Consider the following 16,051-nt stretch of genomic DNA (forward strand, 5'->3'; position numbering starts at 1 on the left):
GGGCTACAACAAGCGCTGGATCCGCCGCCGCAGCCACTGTTCGGCGCTGACGAAGGTAATACCCAGCAGCACCAGCATTGCCCCCAGCACGAAGTTGAGGCTCAAGGGCTCGTCCAGTAACAGCACGCCGAAGGTCACGCCGAACATCGGGGTCATGAAGGAAAACACTGCCAGGTTCGCCGCCAGATAACGCCGCAGCAGCCAGAACCAGGTCAGGTAGCTGAAGAACGATACCACCAGCCCCTGGAACAACACGCTGGCCACCGCTACCGGAGTCAGGCTGACCTGGGTCACCTGGCCGCTGAGCACGGCGATCAGCAACAGGCCGACGAAACCGACGATCAACTGATAGAACAGGGTCAGGGTCGCTGGCGCCTCGGACAGCCGCGAAGCCCGCACCACCACCGTGGTCGCGCCCCAGGCCAGCCCCGCCAGCAATCCCAGAATGTCGCCCAGGAGCATGCGCCGGTCCAGGTTGTCCAGGGAGATCCCGCCGGCAAAGGCAATGCTGATGCCGATAAAGGCCAGGACGATCCCCAACCATTGCAAGGGCCGCAAGCGTTCGCTGGGCAACAGCCAATTGACCCCAAGGGCGGTGAAGATCGGTGCGGTGTAGAGAAACACCGACATGTGCGCGGCACTGGTGAGCTTCAGGCCTTCGGCGATAAACAGGAACTCCAGACCAAACAGAGCGCCGGCCAGCAAGCCGCCGCGCCAGGTACTGGAAACCTGGGACCAGCCGCCTTTCCAGCACATCAGTAGAGCCACCAGCAGCGCCGAGATCCCCGAACGGGCGGCCGCCTGCATGATGGGCGCAATGTCCGCCGCGGCCCACTTGATCATCACCTGCTGCACGCCCCAGATCAGGCACAGCCCCAACATCACCTGCAGGGCAAACCCATCGGCGTTGCGCCGTTCGATGCTCACCGCCATACCTCACATTGATTCAATGACATGACCCCTACCCGAAATATAGAACTGCCGCCGCGCCTGACGGGTCCCCTGGAGCAGACCTAGTTCCCGCCGTTTGCGCCTGGCGCCCAGCGGCAGGCACAGAAGACGCCGAAACTGCAGGCCAGGGCACTGGCCAGCATGCCCCAGGCCATGTCCAGCAGCGCCAGGGAAGCCGACCAGCCCTGCAAGGTCGCCCAGTTGCTCAGGTCATAAGTGCCGTAGGCCACCAGCCCGAGCAGCGCCCCCAGGCACGCAGCCCGGCGCCAGCCGCCCTGCTGCAGGGCGGGCCGCACGGCGAACAGCAGGCAACCGCTAACGTAGAGGAGGTAGAACAGCGCTGCCGGCAACAGCCGTGGCTGTTCCAGCAGCAGCGCCCCCAACTGGGCCCGGTAGGTTTCGCCCATCATCAGCCCCAGCCAGAGCGCGTCGAGTAGCAGGAACGCCAGCAAGGTGGCGAGCCAGGCAACCAGCGTGGTTTTCATAAGCCTCGCCCGCCGCGTGAAGTGAGTCTCAGCTTAGCTCGATACGATCCGCGTGAATGACAATCTGGCCCTGCTTGTAGAGGGCACCGATGGCCTTCTTGAAGTTGCCCTTGCTAACCCCGAACAAACTGCTGATCAAGGCCGGATCGCTCTTGTCGCTGACCGCCAGCGAGCCATCGTTTTCCCGCAACTTGGCGAGGATCTTCGAGTTCAGGCTGGTGGCCGCCTGTTCACCGACAGGTTGCAAACTCAGGCTGATCTTGCCGTCGGCGCGCACTTCCTTGATGAAACCTTTCTCTTGCATCCCCGAGCGCAGGAACTTGAACACTTCGTTCTTGTGGATCAGGCCCCAGTGCTTGTTGTTGATGATGGCCTTGAAGCCCATTTCGGTGGACTCGGCCACCAGCAAGTCGACTTCCTGGCCGGCCTTGTAGTTGGCCGGCGTCTTGTCCAGGTAGCGGTCCAGACGGGCCGTGGCGGTGATACGGCGAGTGTGCTTGTCCAGGTAGACATGCACCACGCAGTATTCGCCGGCGTTCATCTGGCGCTTTTCCTCGGAGTACGGCAGCAGCAGATCCTTGGGCAGCCCCCAGTCCAGGAACACCCCGATACTGTTAACTTCGACGACTTTAAGACTGGCGAACTCACCAACTTGAACTTTCGGCTTTTCGGTAGTTGCGATTAACTTGTCAGCACTGTCCAAGTAAACAAAAACATTCAGCCAGTCTTCATCTTCACTGGGAATGTCCTTGGGGATATAACGATTGGGCAGCAATATTTCGCCGTCTGCCCCACCGTCCAGATACAAACCAAAGTTAGTGTGTTTAACCACTTGCAAACTGTTGTAGCGCCCGACTAAAGCCATTTCCAATACCCTCATTGCGTGGGCGGCATTCTACCTGTTTTCCAGGCCTGCGTTGACGCTCCTGAATCGCCGGCCACGAAATCCTTGATTTTTCTGGCGTTCCCGGCGCTCAACCGGCCGCTCGTCAGGCAAACAGCCGTGCATAGAGCCTTTGCGGAGCACAGCGAGAGGGCATTTTTTTCGATGGGTCCTTAGTTAAAACAGCGACTTAGGAAAATATCCGAAAAATAAACTTAGGAAAAACAGCAGGAAGCGTCTTTCTGTTCCAGGGGATATTTACCAAGCAATTGTCAAGTATTTCTGATAAGATGCCTGGCCAAATTAATTTTCCCGAAAGGTTAAATGGCCGCCATGCGAGTAAAAGCCTCCAACAGCAAAGCAAAACCAGCTCCCGCCGTTGAAACCAGTGAATCGATCAACGAACAGATCGCAGCGTTCCTGAAATCGGGCGGCGAAATCCAGCAGATCGCCAAAGGCGTCAGCGGCCAGACTTTCGGCCCGTCCAAGCAGATCAGCCTGGGCAAGAAGTAACTCCCCCGCGCATTATCCTGGTCCCTTAGCGCTTTGCCCTCAAAGCGCTAGGACTGGCACCCGCTCTCCTCCCCACTACCAGCAAATCGACGAACGGCCTTCAGCCAATGGCATTCGCCGGTATCCTTTACCCCCTCTAGATCAATCGTTTCAGCCGCCTTTCAGGTTGTCGCTCCGCGCAGTTCAGGGAGTGCTGCATGCTCAAATCCGCGTTGCTGGCCTGCAGCCTGCTGTTGGCCTGCCCCATTGCCCATGGGCAAATCTTCCAGCGCGAGCTGGGGGATTTCGACCTCAAGCTGGGCACCAGCCCCAGCCGCAGCATGGCCCAGGGCCTGGTCAAGCCGTCTTCCAGCGGCTCGTTCCACGGCGGCCTCGACCTGAGCCACGACAGTGGCTGGTATGCCGGCCAGTGGGCCCCCAGCATGGGCCTGAGCCCCTCCAGCAAACTGGAGGTGGATTCCTACCTGGGCTTCAAGCAGCCCTTCGACCAGACCCTGGGCTACGAACTGGGAATGATCCACTACAACTACCCGCAGTTGCGGACCCAGGACAGCCAGGAATTCTACGGCGGCCTGACCCTGCTCGGTAGCCGCTTCGGCGCGGCCTTCAGCAATGACCCGGACAAACGCAACAGCACCCTGTTCGCTGACCTGGGCGGCAACGTACCGTTCGGCATTGGCGTCAGCGTCAAATACACCACCCATCAACTGAACAATGGCGTCTCGATCGCCGACGGCGGCTACGTGGCCGGCTTCAATGACTGGTCGATCAAGCTCTCGCGCCCCTGGCTGGGGATCGACCTGAACCTGATCTACAGTGACTCCAGCCTCAGCGGCAACGACTGCAGCGCCTACTCCGGGCATAACCCGCAATGCGACGGCCTGCTTACCTTCAAGGCCGAACGGGCGTTCTACTGAACGTCTGAACTGCGAGGCACCTTCAGGGTTCAGATACAGCAACCCGCACTCGCAAGGACTCGAACATGGCGCGCCGCTGGCACCTCCTCATTCCGCTCCTGATCATCAGCCTGCTGCTGGGCGCCTGTAGCCGGGTCGGCCTGGCCTATCGCAACCTGGATGTGATCATTCCCTGGAACCTCAACGACTACCTGGACATGAACAGCGAGCAGAAGAGCTGGTTCAACCAGCGCCTGCAGCAGCACCTGAGCTGGCATTGCACCACCCAGCTTCCGGGTTACCTGGACTGGCTCGACCGCCTGCAACTGATGGTGCAGAACAACCAGGTCAGCGACCAGGGCTTGCAAGAGCGCACCCGGGAAGCCAAGCAAGCCATCGCCGAAACCGCCCAGCAGATCACCCCGTCCGCCGTGGAGCTGCTCCAGGGTCTGAACGACCAGCAAGTCAAAGAGATGAATTCCGCCTTCGCCAAGGACCTGCAGGAACACCAGGAGCAATACCTCAAGCCGCCGTTGGCGCAACAGATAGAGCAGCGCAGCCAACGCATGAGCAAGCGCCTGAACGCCTGGCTCGGCCCCTTGAGCCCGAGCCAGCAGCAACGGGTGGAACAATGGTCCAGCAGCCTGGGCCAGCAGAACCAGCAGTGGATCGCCAACCGAGCCCACTGGCAGGCGCAATTCAGCGCGGCTGTGGAGCAACGGCAAAACAGCGATTTCCCACAACGTATCGAGCAATTGCTGGTACACCGCGAGAGCTTATGGACGCCGGACTATCGCCAGGCCTACGCCCACACCGAACAGGCCGCACGCAGCCTGCTGGTGGACCTGATGGCACAAAGCACCCCGGCCCAGCGCCAGCGCCTGCTGAAGAAAATCGACGGAGTGCGCAAGGACTTCGCCGAGCTCAAATGCCTGCAGAACGCCCGCCAGGGCTAGGTGCAACCTAAGCGATCTGGGCCTTGGAGGCCATCTGATCGAAGGTCGCCGGATCCAGCGCATCGGCCTGCTCATCCAGCACCTGGCGCGGGTGATCATTGCCCGGGATGCTGCTGTCGATCAGGCACAGCAGGCTGGAACCACGGGGTGTGAGCACGAAGTTCTCGCCATTGCCCCCCTCCTCTTCCGGCCGGCTTTCGATAAAGCCCCGGTCCAGCAGTAACTTTTCGTACTCGGTGGCGGTGACTTTCAGGTCATCCAGATTGCCGGTGGGCTCGCCTTCCGCCGCCTTGGCCGCCGCATGCTGCTCGGCATAGGGTCGCGGAGTGAAGCTGTGGCCGGCGCCGTTCTGCACTTCGTGCAGCAGTCGTTCGATCAGATCCCAGTTATAAGTCGTCATCCTGATTCAACCTCCAGACAAGCGAATGAAATGCCTTCACAAGTTGTGACCGGCAGGCCATTCAGCCGTTCAGGAAATCCACCCCAGGCCGCCGCCCCCTGATCGGAAAACCGCTGGGCGGTTTGTCGATCCACTCCAGCGCCAAACGACTAGCGTGTGTAAGACCCATCGCCCCCACTGCCTTGAGGAGAGATGTCATGTCCGTTACCGAGCATCCCGTGGTCTCCCGGGAACAATGGCTGCAAGCCCGCAAACAGCACCTGATCCACGAAAAAGCCTTTACCCGCCAGCGCGACCAGCTCAGCGCCGAACGCCGGGCGCTGCCCTGGGTAAAAATCGACAAGCCCTATCAGTTTCATGGCCCCGATGGCCCGCTGGGCCTGGCCGATCTGTTTGGCGACCACAGCCAACTGCTGGTCTACCACTTCATGTTTGCCGAAGGTTGGGAGGAAGGCTGCAAGGGCTGCTCGTTCGTCGCCGACCACTTCGATGGCGCCAACCAGCACCTGGCCCACCACGATGTAGCGCTGGTGGCCATCTCCCACGCCCCTTATGCCGAGTTCCAGGCCTTTCGCCAGCGCATGGGTTGGCATTTCGATTGGTATTCCAGCGCCGGCGACGACTTCAACCAGGACTTCGGCGTCAGCCTCAGCACCGAGCAACTGGCCCAGGGCACTGCCAGCTACAACTACGAACAGGCCAGTGGCGATGAGCAGGAGTTGCCCGGGCTCAGCGTGTTCTACCGCAACCCGCAAGGTGAGATATTCCACACCTATTCCACCTATGCCCGCGGGCTGGACCTGTTGCTGGGGGCCTACAACTTCCTCGACCTGACACCCAAGGGGCGCAACGAAGAGCAGATCATGGGCTGGGTCCGGCACCACGATCGCTACCAGGCAACGCCCCAGGGCAAGAGCAGCAGTTGCTGTTGTGACGATTGAGAACCTGTTCGCCGGCAGAACCTGCCGCAGGAGCCAGCTTGCCGGCGAATCGCACTCACAAACGGCACAAATCTGCGGCAGACTGTGACGACCCACCCAGCCAACTAAGCTGTAGACATGAGCGCCGCCTATCACAGCCTCCACGAATACACCCTGCGCATGAGCCGGGTGCTGGAGCATATCGACCAACACCTGGACCAACCCCTGGAGCTGGCGGACCTGGCGCGGGTCGCCCATTTCTCGCCCTACCACTTCCACCGCCTGTTCAGCGCCTGGGTCGGCGAGCCCCTGGGTGCCTACCTGCGCCGCCGACGCCTGGCCTGCGGCGCCTACCTCATGGCCAGCCGCCCCTCGGCCTCAGTGCTGGAAATTGCCCTGGAAGTCGGCTTCGGCTCCGGCGAGGCATTTTCCCGGGCCTTCAAACAGCACTTCTCGGTCTCCCCCAGCACCTGGCGCGATACTGAGCCCAAACGCTGGCACCGCCGCCTGGACGACATCCGCGAACGCCGCCTGCGTGAATTGCGCAATCCTGATCAGACCCACATCCCCGCCTTCGACGATCCTGACGCCTTCATTCACCTGAAGGAAACCGCGATGAAGGTCACCCTGCAGCAACTACCCGCCACCCGCGTGGCCTACCTGCGCTACATCGGCGCCTACGGCCCGGACATTGGCGTTTTCTGGCGCGAAACCGCCGCGCCGTGGATGCTCGAACACCAGCTGTTCAACCGCGTGCGCTACGGCATCGGCCACGACGACCCGGACCTCACCCCCGCCGACAAATGCCGCTACGACGCCTGCGTGGAAGTGCCCAAAGACTTCAAGGCCAGCGCCCCCGCGGTCGTCACCACCCTGCCCGGCGGCCTCTACGCCGTGGCCCACTACCGCGGCCTGGGCCCGGCTATCGCCGATGCCTGGATCGAACTGTGCCGCGACTGGCTGCCCAAGAGCGGCCTGCAATTCGACCCGCGCCCGGCCTTCGAACGCTACCCGGCGGATGCCTTCTACGACGTCAAGACCGGGGAGCTGGAGTGTGAGATCTGCATTCCGGTGAAAAAGCTATAACCCAAAAAGCACGTTGATCCCCCTGTAGGAGCGAGCTCGCTCCTACAATCCCCCCACACACTCACTCAACGAGAAGGAATGGCCGTGATATCGCGAACGATGAACCTCGGCAGAGCACGAATGTAGAAGTTCTCCACATCCGAGTTACCGCTGTTGGTGATCGCCCCCAACATGGTCTTCATATTGCGCAACTGGCCCATGGCCCCGGCAGGCTGCAAACCATCGCGCTCCTGGGCGAAATGCAACACCTCGGCGCCGTCGCGCTTGACCTGCACCTTATAGCCAAAGTCGACACTGGCAAGGATCGTATTGTCATCGACGACCATCGACACCAGCCCGCCCTGGGAATCACTGAGGCGGCGCTTGTACACCGCATCTACATCCAGCAGGTAGTCGGCACTGTCCTTGGTGGCGGCGTAGCGATTGGCATTGCCCAACTGCCGGATCAACTCCATGCCCAGTTGCTGGCGCAACTTGTCCTCGGGCAGAAAACGCTCGCTCTCACCGACCAGTTGCAGTTTGAAAGTGTCGATCCAATAAGTCGCGTTGGCGGGAATCTGCACCGGTTTGGGCGAGATGTAATAGTCCGGGGTGGAAGCGCAACCGGCGAGCAAAGCGAGGGTGAAGAGCAGAGACAACAGACGCATGACGGATCTTCCTTGAGAAGGTTTTCAACAACGCACCGCCACCTGAAAACCACCTGTGGCATGGCGATAAGCGGCGGCATTGTAAGCCAGGAAAAACACGGCGGACCGGCTTGAACAGGTCCTCTAGACAAATTAGGAATTGCCTTACAGCAGAAGCAGACAATCCAGTAGGAATGAGGCTTAAAGGACAGGGAGGAACGCTGGATATAGTCGAGGGAGCGTTGAAAGAACCACCGGGTTTGGCGACCTGATTTACATAGGGAATGCAAAAGATCCAGCTTGCAGGTATTTTGCGTCCGCACACGCAGTTCTGTGACGGCTGTGCGCGGGAGATCTCAGGATCTGCCGACTTTACCTCTGTAGTCGGTTCGCCAACCTGCGTACTGCCGTCACCCTCTTGTTTGGCGACAACGGGTGTAGGCATTCAGCCAGTCAAACAGAGGTCTACACATGAACAGATACATGCCGATTACCGGCCACGACTGCAACACTCCCTCCCTGCTGATCGATACCCAAGCCCCCATTGACGTCCTGCACGATGCGGCGGCGTATCGCATTCGCGCTGTGACTCAACTACTGGAAAACTTCGCGATTTGTGATGACGCGCCCAAAGGTGCAGTGGTGCTGCAGGAACTGTCGCTGGTGTGCAGCATTTTGCTGCGCGATGGGTGTGATTTGATAGATGTGACGACAAGGCGAATGCAGGAGCAGGTGCTCCAGTAAGCAAAAAAAAGGGCGGCTTGAAAGTCGCCCTTTTTCTCTTGCTGTAGATCGGATAGCGATCGATCAAAGGCTTATTTGATCTCTTTTACACCTTTGACCAGATAACGGCCCTCCACATCACTTAACACCTTCAAGCTGTTACGAGCCATCACCACGTCAACTTCAACTTCTTGCTTGAGGTAGATAACCTCGCCTGCTTTCACCGTCACAGACATGTCTGCCCAGTTTTCAGCCTTGGAGCTAATAACGTGCTGACCAGGGGTGACGTAGAAATAAATGTATTGGTTACCACGGTTGTAGCCCATTTCCGAGTCGGCTTCCTTGTCATCCAGGAAGACATTGTAACGCACCATCATTCCCACATTGCTGGGACGAACGACGTATACAAGCCCTTTATCGGCAACTGCAGGTTTGGGTAACGAGTACTGCGCGACTTCGGCTTGCATTTTTTCCATTGATGAGGCTGAGGCACAGCCATAAAGCAGGGCTATCGAAACAACAGAAGCAATCTTACAGACAGTCTAAATCATGTGAACCACCCCTATTACACGTAACTTTATTACCTCCTCTAAACTAGAAAATCTTTCTACTGCCAAAACCCTTTGAAACCTTCACCAAATAGCAGCACAAACAAACACCTCATACTACCACGCGAATCATTAATGCTTCTTCCAAGCTAGACAACTGCAATTTTAATTTCCGCCAAAATCTCATCCAACAACTCACATTATTGAAAAAAACAAACACTTAAAAACCGAACAAGACCTAGCAGCGCGGAGATAGCGATTACATCTTCAATATACTAGAAATCAGTGCCACTCCAGTGTGCAGCGCTCTAATGAAACCGGACACTCATTGAGGCAATACCACACACCAGATAGAGTTTTTTTGAATTCCGGACTTGCGCGAAGATTCCTTTTAAAATAGCAGAACATCTAAAGTTATCTTTTCTTCTCAAGCAAAAACCCGTTTTCAACTCTCAGCACCCTTGAGTCATCCGCCTCTTCAAAATCCACATAAAAAACCCCTTCAATTTCTACATTCGCCTTAGCAACCTCATCTAAAACAGATTTAAAGAAATCATATGCCCGCGAATTTATCACCCCCCCATAAAATACAAAAGCTACCCAATTGATTGGAACCTCAGGAAATGACCACCCATTCCAATATAAATCTGCGACATCACTTTTTAATCCATGCTTACCGAAAGACGCCCAAGATCCGGCCGCAAGATTTTTTATAGTTGGCACATCTTTAAAATCACACTCAATCCACCCTCTAACCGAAACGTAACTAGACATCACCCCCCCAATCCAACTTTAACAATACCACCTTTATCTTCAATGTACTTCCTAACTTTGGAAGAGACACCATACTTAAACCAAAATTCGGCTCTTTTACCCTGCTCCACCGCGACTTCTATAGTAGCCTTAATTTGATTACGAGTTGCCTTATTAAGGAAATTATTTGGCTTTTCAATAGCCGAATATGTTCTTTTCACCTGTATCAACGCAGTATCTGTAACAACATCAATCTCTCTACCATTAATAATCTGAGACATTCCTCCAGTTCGACCTCTAACAAGGTCCTCATAGTGAACATCTAAAGCCTCACGATATTTTCCTTTTGAGTACAGCTCCCTTACCTTATCCGACATTTTTATGGAGGAACTTTCAAGTATCGCTTCTCCTTTTCCAGCCTGCCCCGCTGCGACTCCCCCTCGTGCACCTCCCGAAAGGATCTTACCTAACGCCGCAGCCAGCCCCATGCCACTGAGTTCACCTGCCATAAACATAGCCCAGGCCTTGGTGAATTCAGTAGCAGGTTGAACACCTTCGAAACCTCGACTTCGAGCAAGATCCAGCTTTGCCTGAGCTATTTCATCAGCAGTTGCTCCTTGCTGCTGCATGCTCTCCGTGAGTGTAGTGACTGCCTGTCCATACTCTGCCAAACCTGGAGGCAGGTGTTCAAAGAAGTTGTACTGCGTAGCATTCCCCGCCACCCAGGCGCCAGTCTGCATGGCTTTCTCGTCCCCGCCTTGCGCGGCGGCGGCCAGCACACCGAGCACTTGCGAGTTCATCACAAGTAGCTTTTTTCTCTCATCGTAGGACATCTGCCTGTATTGATCCCACAGCGAGCCAACCAGTGCCTCGTTCACTCCAGCAGCCAAGGCACCTGTCTTGAAGTCGCCGCCCGCCGCCTCCGCTGCAAGGCCGCCCATGATAGCGTGCAGACCGATCTTGGGCAGGCGGCCCTCTTTGAGGTCCCATTTTTCGGGCCCGCTCTGGTCACCAACCCAATTGAACCCTGCTGCGGTGAAGGCGTTAGCCAAGCTGGTGCGCAGGGCGTCGCTGAGTTTGGCATCGCCGCCTAACGCGCGCTCTAGCAGGACTGAGGTGCCATTTTGTAGCGCTTGGTTGGCGGCAAACTGGCCAATACCCTGCCAGGTGTTGAGCGTGGCGCCGGTGACGGTGCCGCTATTGGCCAGTTGCCCGGCATGACCGCCAATAGCCGGAGAGGTACCTGTTGCGGTCTCGGTGCCAGTCCATTGGTCATAAAGACCAGCTGTCAGGCCGGCCGTTACGCCGGTCACAACATAACCCTTCAGTGCATCTTTCGAGGTGATGTCTTTGACTACCGCTCCAAGGTTGCCTTTGTTATTGATGGTGCTGACGGCCGTTGATCCGGCAGCGGAAGAGGCTATGGCTGTGAGTGCCACGTTTGCCCAACCAGCTGAAGTGGCCGCCGTAGTTGCTGTCGCCGCCGTACCGGCTGCCATGGCACTACCTGAACCGGCCGTAGCACTAGCTGCACTGCCAATGAGTCCGCTCGCTGCACCGGCGGTGAAGTAGGCGACGACAATAGCGATGATGATGGCTGCTCCACCGCCCAGCCCAGAGTGGCTGTATTTGAAACTGTCGTGCAGCTCTTTCACCTGCCGCCAGTCGACGTCACCACGCGCCTCCATCTCCTTGATCCAGGCAAGTTGCGGGTCGGCCTGCACCATAGCGTCGATGGCCTGACTAACGCTCTGTTGGTTGACCTGCTTGATATCGATCTTCAGCCCCTCAACGGCCTTGATCACAATATCGCCCTGGGCGATCAGTTGGCTTTGCAGCAACGTTTCATCGGTGTTGCCTTTGCCACTCATCGAGTTCCAGACGAAGCTGCTCTTGCTCTTCTCGTGGCTCTCTTGGTGTAGATCCTTGACAGCTTCGAATGTGATAGCGCCGCCGCTATCCAGGGTGATGTCCTTGCCGCTTTGCAACTTGGCGACCTGATACTTCTGGTCGCCATCGCTCTTGAGCGTCAGGTTGCCACCGGCACTGATTTCGCTGCCGATATGTGTGGTGCGGGTGACTTCGTCACGCTGGGTCTTGAGGTTGCCCCAGCCCCCCTTCTTCTTCATGTCATACAGCGAATGCTCACTGTCCTGCTCCGCCAGCAGGTTCAGTTCGCCACCGGCCACCAGATAGGCTTCATCCCCGGCCTTGACCTTGCTGGAAATCAGGGTCATGTCCTGGCCAGACTTGAGCATCACATCCCCGCCCGCCGTCACCGTGGTGGCTTGTTGGTGGACGCGATCCTCTTCGCTCTTGGTGGTACCGGTCTTGCTGGCCCAGTGTTGTTCATTGGCGGCCGAGGCCAGGGTCAGGTTGTCCTTGGCCGTTATCGAGACGTCGCCCTTGGCGTCGATCTGGCTGGCGATCGCGGTGACGTTGCCACCGGCCTCAATGCTCAGGTCGCCGCCGCTCTCCAGGGTGGCGCCGTGCTGGGTTTTGCTCTGGTCGAGGTTGCCGATGCCGCGGTCGTTGCTGACCACTTGTTCGACGGCGTTGAGGCTGACGTTGCGACCGGCCTTGATGCGGGTGTCGCCACCGCTGTGCAGGACGCTGCCGTTGCTGTCGAAGTCCCGTTCGGCATCGATGCTCAGGCTGTTGCCGGCTTCGATGCGGGCGGCGCTGTCGAGGAAGTCGCGACGCTGCTCGCGGACGTAGGCTGCGCTGCTGCTCTGGTGGGTGGTCAGGGTGCGGTCGTTGATCACATCGCCCTGGGTGGTGGTCAGGGTGACGTCGCGCCCGGCGATGATGCCGCCGGCGCGGTTGACCAGGTAGTCGCCCGCCAGCAGGTCCTGGCGGTTGCCCGCCTCCGCCAACCCACTATTGACCAGGTTCGCCCCCGCCACCGCCGACAGGTCATTGGCCGCGCGCAGGGTGCCGACGTTGTTCAAGTCCTTGCCGGCAATCAGGCTCACGTCCTTGCCCGCGATCAGGGAGCCGTTGGGCGCCAGGCGGTTGTTGGCCTGGGCCAGGTACAGCACTGGCACCAGCACCTGTTCGCCGTTCACTTCATGGCTTTCCAGCCAGACGATGTCGTGGGTCAGGGCGGCGACTTGTGCGGAGGTCAGGGTCACGCCCACCGAGAGATCAAGCTGTTGCTTGCTCTGGAGGGCGTTGTCCATCAGGTGCTTGAAGAGTTTTTCGTTGCTGTCCTGGCCGTCGATAAAGCGCTGGCCGGTGCGGGCCACCATGGCTTGCTGGATGAGTTTCTGTTCGTAGAAACCGTCCCCCAGGCGCTTGGCGCTTTCATCGGGGTTGTAGCCCAGGTTGGACAGCAGGTAGTCCGAGCTCATGAACTGCTTGAGGTTGGTCAGCGCCGGGTTGGTTTCGATCAGGTACTTGTGCGGCCGGGACAGGCTCGCGGCGTCCGGCAGGCCGGCGATCTGCGCAGGCGTCGGGGCCTGGGCCAAAGTGCTGCCCTGGCCGCTGAGGCGGAACAGGCCGTTGCCGCCGGTGGGCAGGGTGAAGCCCGGCAGCTCCAGGGGGTTGACCTGTTGCTGGGCCAGTTCCGGGGGCAGTTGCGGGTTGATCCGGATCGGCGTCGAGTAGCCGTTGCCAACGCCGGTGTCGGTCAGGGTCTTGCCGGCGCCGACGTACTCGTAGAAGGAGCGGATCACGCTGTTGTCGAGGGTCTGGTCAGCCTTGAGGTTGACCTTGCCACCGGCCTGGATGGTGGCGGCGAAGGATTGGTCGCCGTCCACCACCTTGCTGCTGGAGGACAGCATCACCCCGGTCCAGGCAATGAAGGCGCTGAGGTCGGAGGCGAAGCTGCTCGAAGGCGTCGGGTTGTTGCGGGCGTTGAACGCGGCGGCTAGGGCTGCGGCGGTGCCGGTTTCGTTGACGAAGCTCCAGTAGCGCCGCAGGGTGGTGATTTCCTGGGGTTGCAGGCCCTGGTTGTGGACGGTCTCGGCCTTGATGTTGATATCGCCGGCCGCGGTAATCAGGCTGCTGGTGTTGGTCAGGGTCTGGGTGTCGATCTGCAGGTCGGCGCCGCTGTTGAGGCTGGCGGCGGCGCTGCTGTTGGTCACCCGCAGGCGGTCGGTCTCGGCCACTTCCCACAGGCCGTTGATGCGGCCACCGCCGCGGTCGTCGCAGCCGGCGACGGGAATCAGGGTGCAGGACAGGCGGGTGATGCTGGCGGCACTCTTTTCGTGCTCGGTGTACTGCAGCACGTCCATGACGTTGTTGAGGGTGCTGGCGGCGATGGTCAGCTTGCCCAGGCTTTCGATATCCCCGGAGCGGTTGTCCAGCAGGTCGGCCCTGGCTTGCTGGTCTTCCTTGGCGATCAGCGCGGTACCCAGGCTGTACACCTGGGCATAGCGGTTGGTGAAACTGTTGGTCAGCAACTGCATATTGCCGCCGCTGGAGATCAGGCCATGGTCGTTGACCAGGGTGGCGGCGTTGAGGCTCAGGTCTTCGCCGCTGCCCAGGGTGCCGAGGTTGTGGATGCTGGCGGCATTCAGCAGCAGCTTCTGGCTGGCGGTGATACGCCCGGCGCTGTTCAGCGCACCGTCGATCTTCAGGGTGCCGTTGGCGCCACCGGCGATGCTGGCGCTGTCCGCCAGGTCCAGTTGGGCGGCATGCAGGTCCAGTTGACCAATGCTGCTCAGGCGCCCCTTGCCGCTGTAGTTGCCGTTCAGGTCGAGGTTGAGCGCGGCGTCACTGCCGATCAGGCCGTCGTTGTTCCAGTGGCTGCCGCTGCCGGTCAGGCCGGTGCCCGCCAGGAGCTGGCCGTCGGCGGTCTGGGTCAGGTGGTCGACCTTGACCAGCAACCGGTCGGCTTGGATTGCACTGCTGTTGGTCCAGCGCTCGGCTTCCAGGGTCAGTTGGCCGGCGGTCTTCAGGCGGCCGCCGACGTCTTCGAGGTTGGCCATGGAGATGCCGAACACGCCACTGCCGCTGTGCAGCAGGCTGCCGCCGCGGTTGTTGAAGCCGCCGGCGTCGAAGGCCAGGTCGTTGTTGGCGGTTTCCAGGGAGCCGTCGCGGTTGTCGAAGGTGCCAGCGATGCTGAACCGGGTCTTGCTGGCCAGGCCCAGGGCCCGCAGTTGCCCGCGCTGGTTGTCCAGGCTGGCAGCAGCGGTGGCCAGGGTACTGCCGCTTTCGATCAGGCCCTGGCGGTTGTCCAGGGCACCAGCGAGCTCCAGCTCGATCTGCCGGGCGCTGATCTGGCCGGCGCTGTTGTCCAGCTCCCTGGCGCTGATATGCAGAGCCTGCTGGGCGAAGAGCGCGCCGTCGCGGTTGTCGAGGCGGCCATCGGCCGCGGTTTCCAGGGTGGCGCCGCCGTTGAGGGCGGACACCTTGCCGGCCCTGTTGTCGAGGTGGCCCGCCTTGAGCGTCAGGTCGCCCTGCTGGGCAATCACTTGTCCGCCTTGGTTACCGGCGTCGGCCGCCACATCGAGGCCCAGGGTGGTCTTGGCCTGCAGCAGGCCTCTGGCGTTATCCAGACGCTCGGCATTGAGTTGCAGGTCGGCTTCGCGGCTGAGGATCTCTCCGCCATCGCTGTTCTGCACTTCGCCACTGGCGCTGATCAACACCGACTCATTGGCCGCGACCCGGCCCTTCTGCCGGTTGTCCAAGTGTTCGGTGAACAGCCGCAGCCACTGCTGGCTGAAAAGTTCGCCGCCCTGGTTCTCAACCTTAGTGCTGCGCTTGAGCAGCAAAGGGCCAGCGGCGGACAGGGTGCCCTGGTTGTTGATCAAGTGTCCCAGCAGGTCGAGGGTAACGCCCTGCTTGCCGGTGAAGGTGCCGTGGCTGTTGTCCAGGTCGCTGCCGATGAACTCCAGGTCGCCGGCGGCGTTGACTGTGCCGCCCTGGTTGCCCAGGGCCATGGCCTGCAGGGTCAGGGTGGCGGCGCTGTCGATGGAGCCGCCCTGGCTGTTGTCCAGCAGGTCGCTGAGTTTGAGGCTTTGCTCGCCAGCGCTGGAGATCACCCCCTGGTGGCTGTTGTCGAGGCTGGCGGCCTTGACGTCCAGGGCCTGCTGGCTGACCAGGCCACCGCCCTGGCTGTTGTTCAAGGCGTCGCTGAGGGCGACCTCGACACCGCCCTTGAGGCTGGAGACGGTGCCCTTGTTGCTGTTGTTCAAGCCCGTGCCGTTGAGGGTCAGGCCCTGCCAGCCCGACAGCAGCCCGCCCTGGTTGTCCAGCTCAGCGCTGCCGGTGATGGTCAGGGTCTGCTGCGCCAGTACCACGCCGGTGAGGTTGTCCATGCCGGCCAGTACCAGGGTGCTGCTGCCCTGGCTCGACAGCTCGCC

14 protein-coding genes and 1 pseudogene are annotated in these 16,051 nt (G+C 59.7%); 6 read left to right on the plus strand and 9 right to left on the minus strand.

All coding sequences use genetic code 11. The annotated features are described in order from the left end of the window. Positions 1–3: 3 nt before the first annotated feature. From ACUXVH_RS23720 to ACUXVH_RS23730, 3 genes are all read right to left on the minus strand, one after another. Entirely contained in the window at positions 4–927 is a 924-nt protein-coding gene (locus ACUXVH_RS23720) for a DMT family transporter (protein WP_041774558.1), read from the minus strand. Positions 928–1,013: 86 nt separating this feature from the next. Continuing rightward, positions 1,014–1,436 (minus strand): DUF2177 family protein, encoded by a 423-nt coding sequence (locus tag ACUXVH_RS23725; RefSeq protein ID WP_053149681.1) that lies wholly within the window; start codon positions 1,434–1,436, stop codon positions 1,014–1,016. A 28-nt stretch (positions 1,437–1,464) separates the two neighbouring features. Next, on the minus strand, positions 1,465–2,301 hold the full coding sequence (locus ACUXVH_RS23730) for a CvfB family protein (RefSeq protein ID WP_065363343.1): 837 nt from the start codon (positions 2,299–2,301) through the stop codon (positions 1,465–1,467). 342 nt (positions 2,302–2,643) lie between these two features. Here ACUXVH_RS23730 and ACUXVH_RS23735 point away from each other — a divergent pair, with 342 nt between their 5' ends. The 3 genes from ACUXVH_RS23735 (at position 2,644) to ACUXVH_RS23745 (ending at position 4,684) form a co-directional block, all read left to right on the plus strand. Continuing rightward, positions 2,644–2,832: a hypothetical protein gene (locus tag ACUXVH_RS23735; RefSeq protein ID WP_016962619.1), complete on the plus strand. Its 189-nt coding sequence runs from the start codon at positions 2,644–2,646 to the stop codon at positions 2,830–2,832. A 197-nt stretch (positions 2,833–3,029) separates the two neighbouring features. Beyond that, positions 3,030–3,749 (plus strand): TorF family putative porin, encoded by a 720-nt coding sequence (locus ACUXVH_RS23740; protein WP_065363342.1) that lies wholly within the window; start codon positions 3,030–3,032, stop codon positions 3,747–3,749. A 65-nt stretch (positions 3,750–3,814) separates the two neighbouring features. Then, a complete protein-coding gene (locus ACUXVH_RS23745) occupies positions 3,815–4,684 on the plus strand; it encodes a DUF6279 family lipoprotein (protein WP_065363341.1) in 870 nt (289 codons plus the stop codon). Positions 4,685–4,691: 7 nt separating this feature from the next. Here the strand turns inward: ACUXVH_RS23745 and ACUXVH_RS23750 are convergent, their stop codons facing one another. Then, the gene (locus tag ACUXVH_RS23750; RefSeq protein ID WP_065363340.1) at positions 4,692–5,084 is read right to left on the minus strand and encodes a transcriptional regulator; all 393 of its coding nucleotides are present in this window, start codon (positions 5,082–5,084) and stop codon (positions 4,692–4,694) included. Positions 5,085–5,281: 197 nt separating this feature from the next. On the opposite strand from ACUXVH_RS23750, the gene ACUXVH_RS23755 reads away from it, so the two are divergent. Beyond that, on the plus strand, positions 5,282–6,025 hold the full coding sequence (locus ACUXVH_RS23755; protein WP_019095061.1) for a DUF899 domain-containing protein: 744 nt from the start codon (positions 5,282–5,284) through the stop codon (positions 6,023–6,025). A 117-nt stretch (positions 6,026–6,142) separates the two neighbouring features. Further along, positions 6,143–7,090 carry an AraC family transcriptional regulator gene (locus ACUXVH_RS23760; protein WP_065363339.1) on the plus strand — a complete coding sequence of 316 codons (948 nt, stop codon included), beginning with the start codon at positions 6,143–6,145 and terminating at the stop codon, positions 7,088–7,090. Between the two features lie 65 nt (positions 7,091–7,155). Here the strand turns inward: ACUXVH_RS23760 and ACUXVH_RS23765 are convergent, their stop codons facing one another. Next, positions 7,156–7,737 (minus strand): hypothetical protein, encoded by a 582-nt coding sequence (locus ACUXVH_RS23765; RefSeq protein WP_065363338.1) that lies wholly within the window; start codon positions 7,735–7,737, stop codon positions 7,156–7,158. Between the two features lie 450 nt (positions 7,738–8,187). On the opposite strand from ACUXVH_RS23765, the gene ACUXVH_RS23770 reads away from it, so the two are divergent. Next, entirely contained in the window at positions 8,188–8,460 is a 273-nt protein-coding gene (locus ACUXVH_RS23770; protein WP_065363337.1) for a hypothetical protein, read from the plus strand. A gap of 71 nt (positions 8,461–8,531) precedes the next feature. Here ACUXVH_RS23770 and ACUXVH_RS23775 read toward each other — a convergent pair whose 3' ends face one another. The 4 genes and pseudogenes from ACUXVH_RS23775 to ACUXVH_RS23790 all read right to left on the minus strand — a co-directional run. After that, complete coding sequence (locus tag ACUXVH_RS23775) at positions 8,532–8,906, minus strand: DUF2846 domain-containing protein (RefSeq protein ID WP_065363336.1); 375 nt, start codon at positions 8,904–8,906, stop codon at positions 8,532–8,534. Between the two features lie 495 nt (positions 8,907–9,401). Then, positions 9,402–9,761, minus strand: coding sequence for a hypothetical protein (locus tag ACUXVH_RS23780; RefSeq protein WP_141679898.1), 360 nt, complete (start codon positions 9,759–9,761; stop codon positions 9,402–9,404). Continuing rightward, complete coding sequence (locus ACUXVH_RS23785; protein ID WP_445496067.1) at positions 9,761–10,369, minus strand: restriction endonuclease fold toxin; 609 nt, start codon at positions 10,367–10,369, stop codon at positions 9,761–9,763. Before ACUXVH_RS23785 ends, ACUXVH_RS23780 begins: the two co-directional genes overlap by 1 nt. A gap of 54 nt (positions 10,370–10,423) precedes the next feature. After that, positions 10,424–16,051 (minus strand): annotated as a pseudogene (locus tag ACUXVH_RS23790) (DUF637 domain-containing protein); the annotation flags it as partial.

It is taken from the genome of Pseudomonas sp. 8(2025) (genome assembly GCF_052665325.1).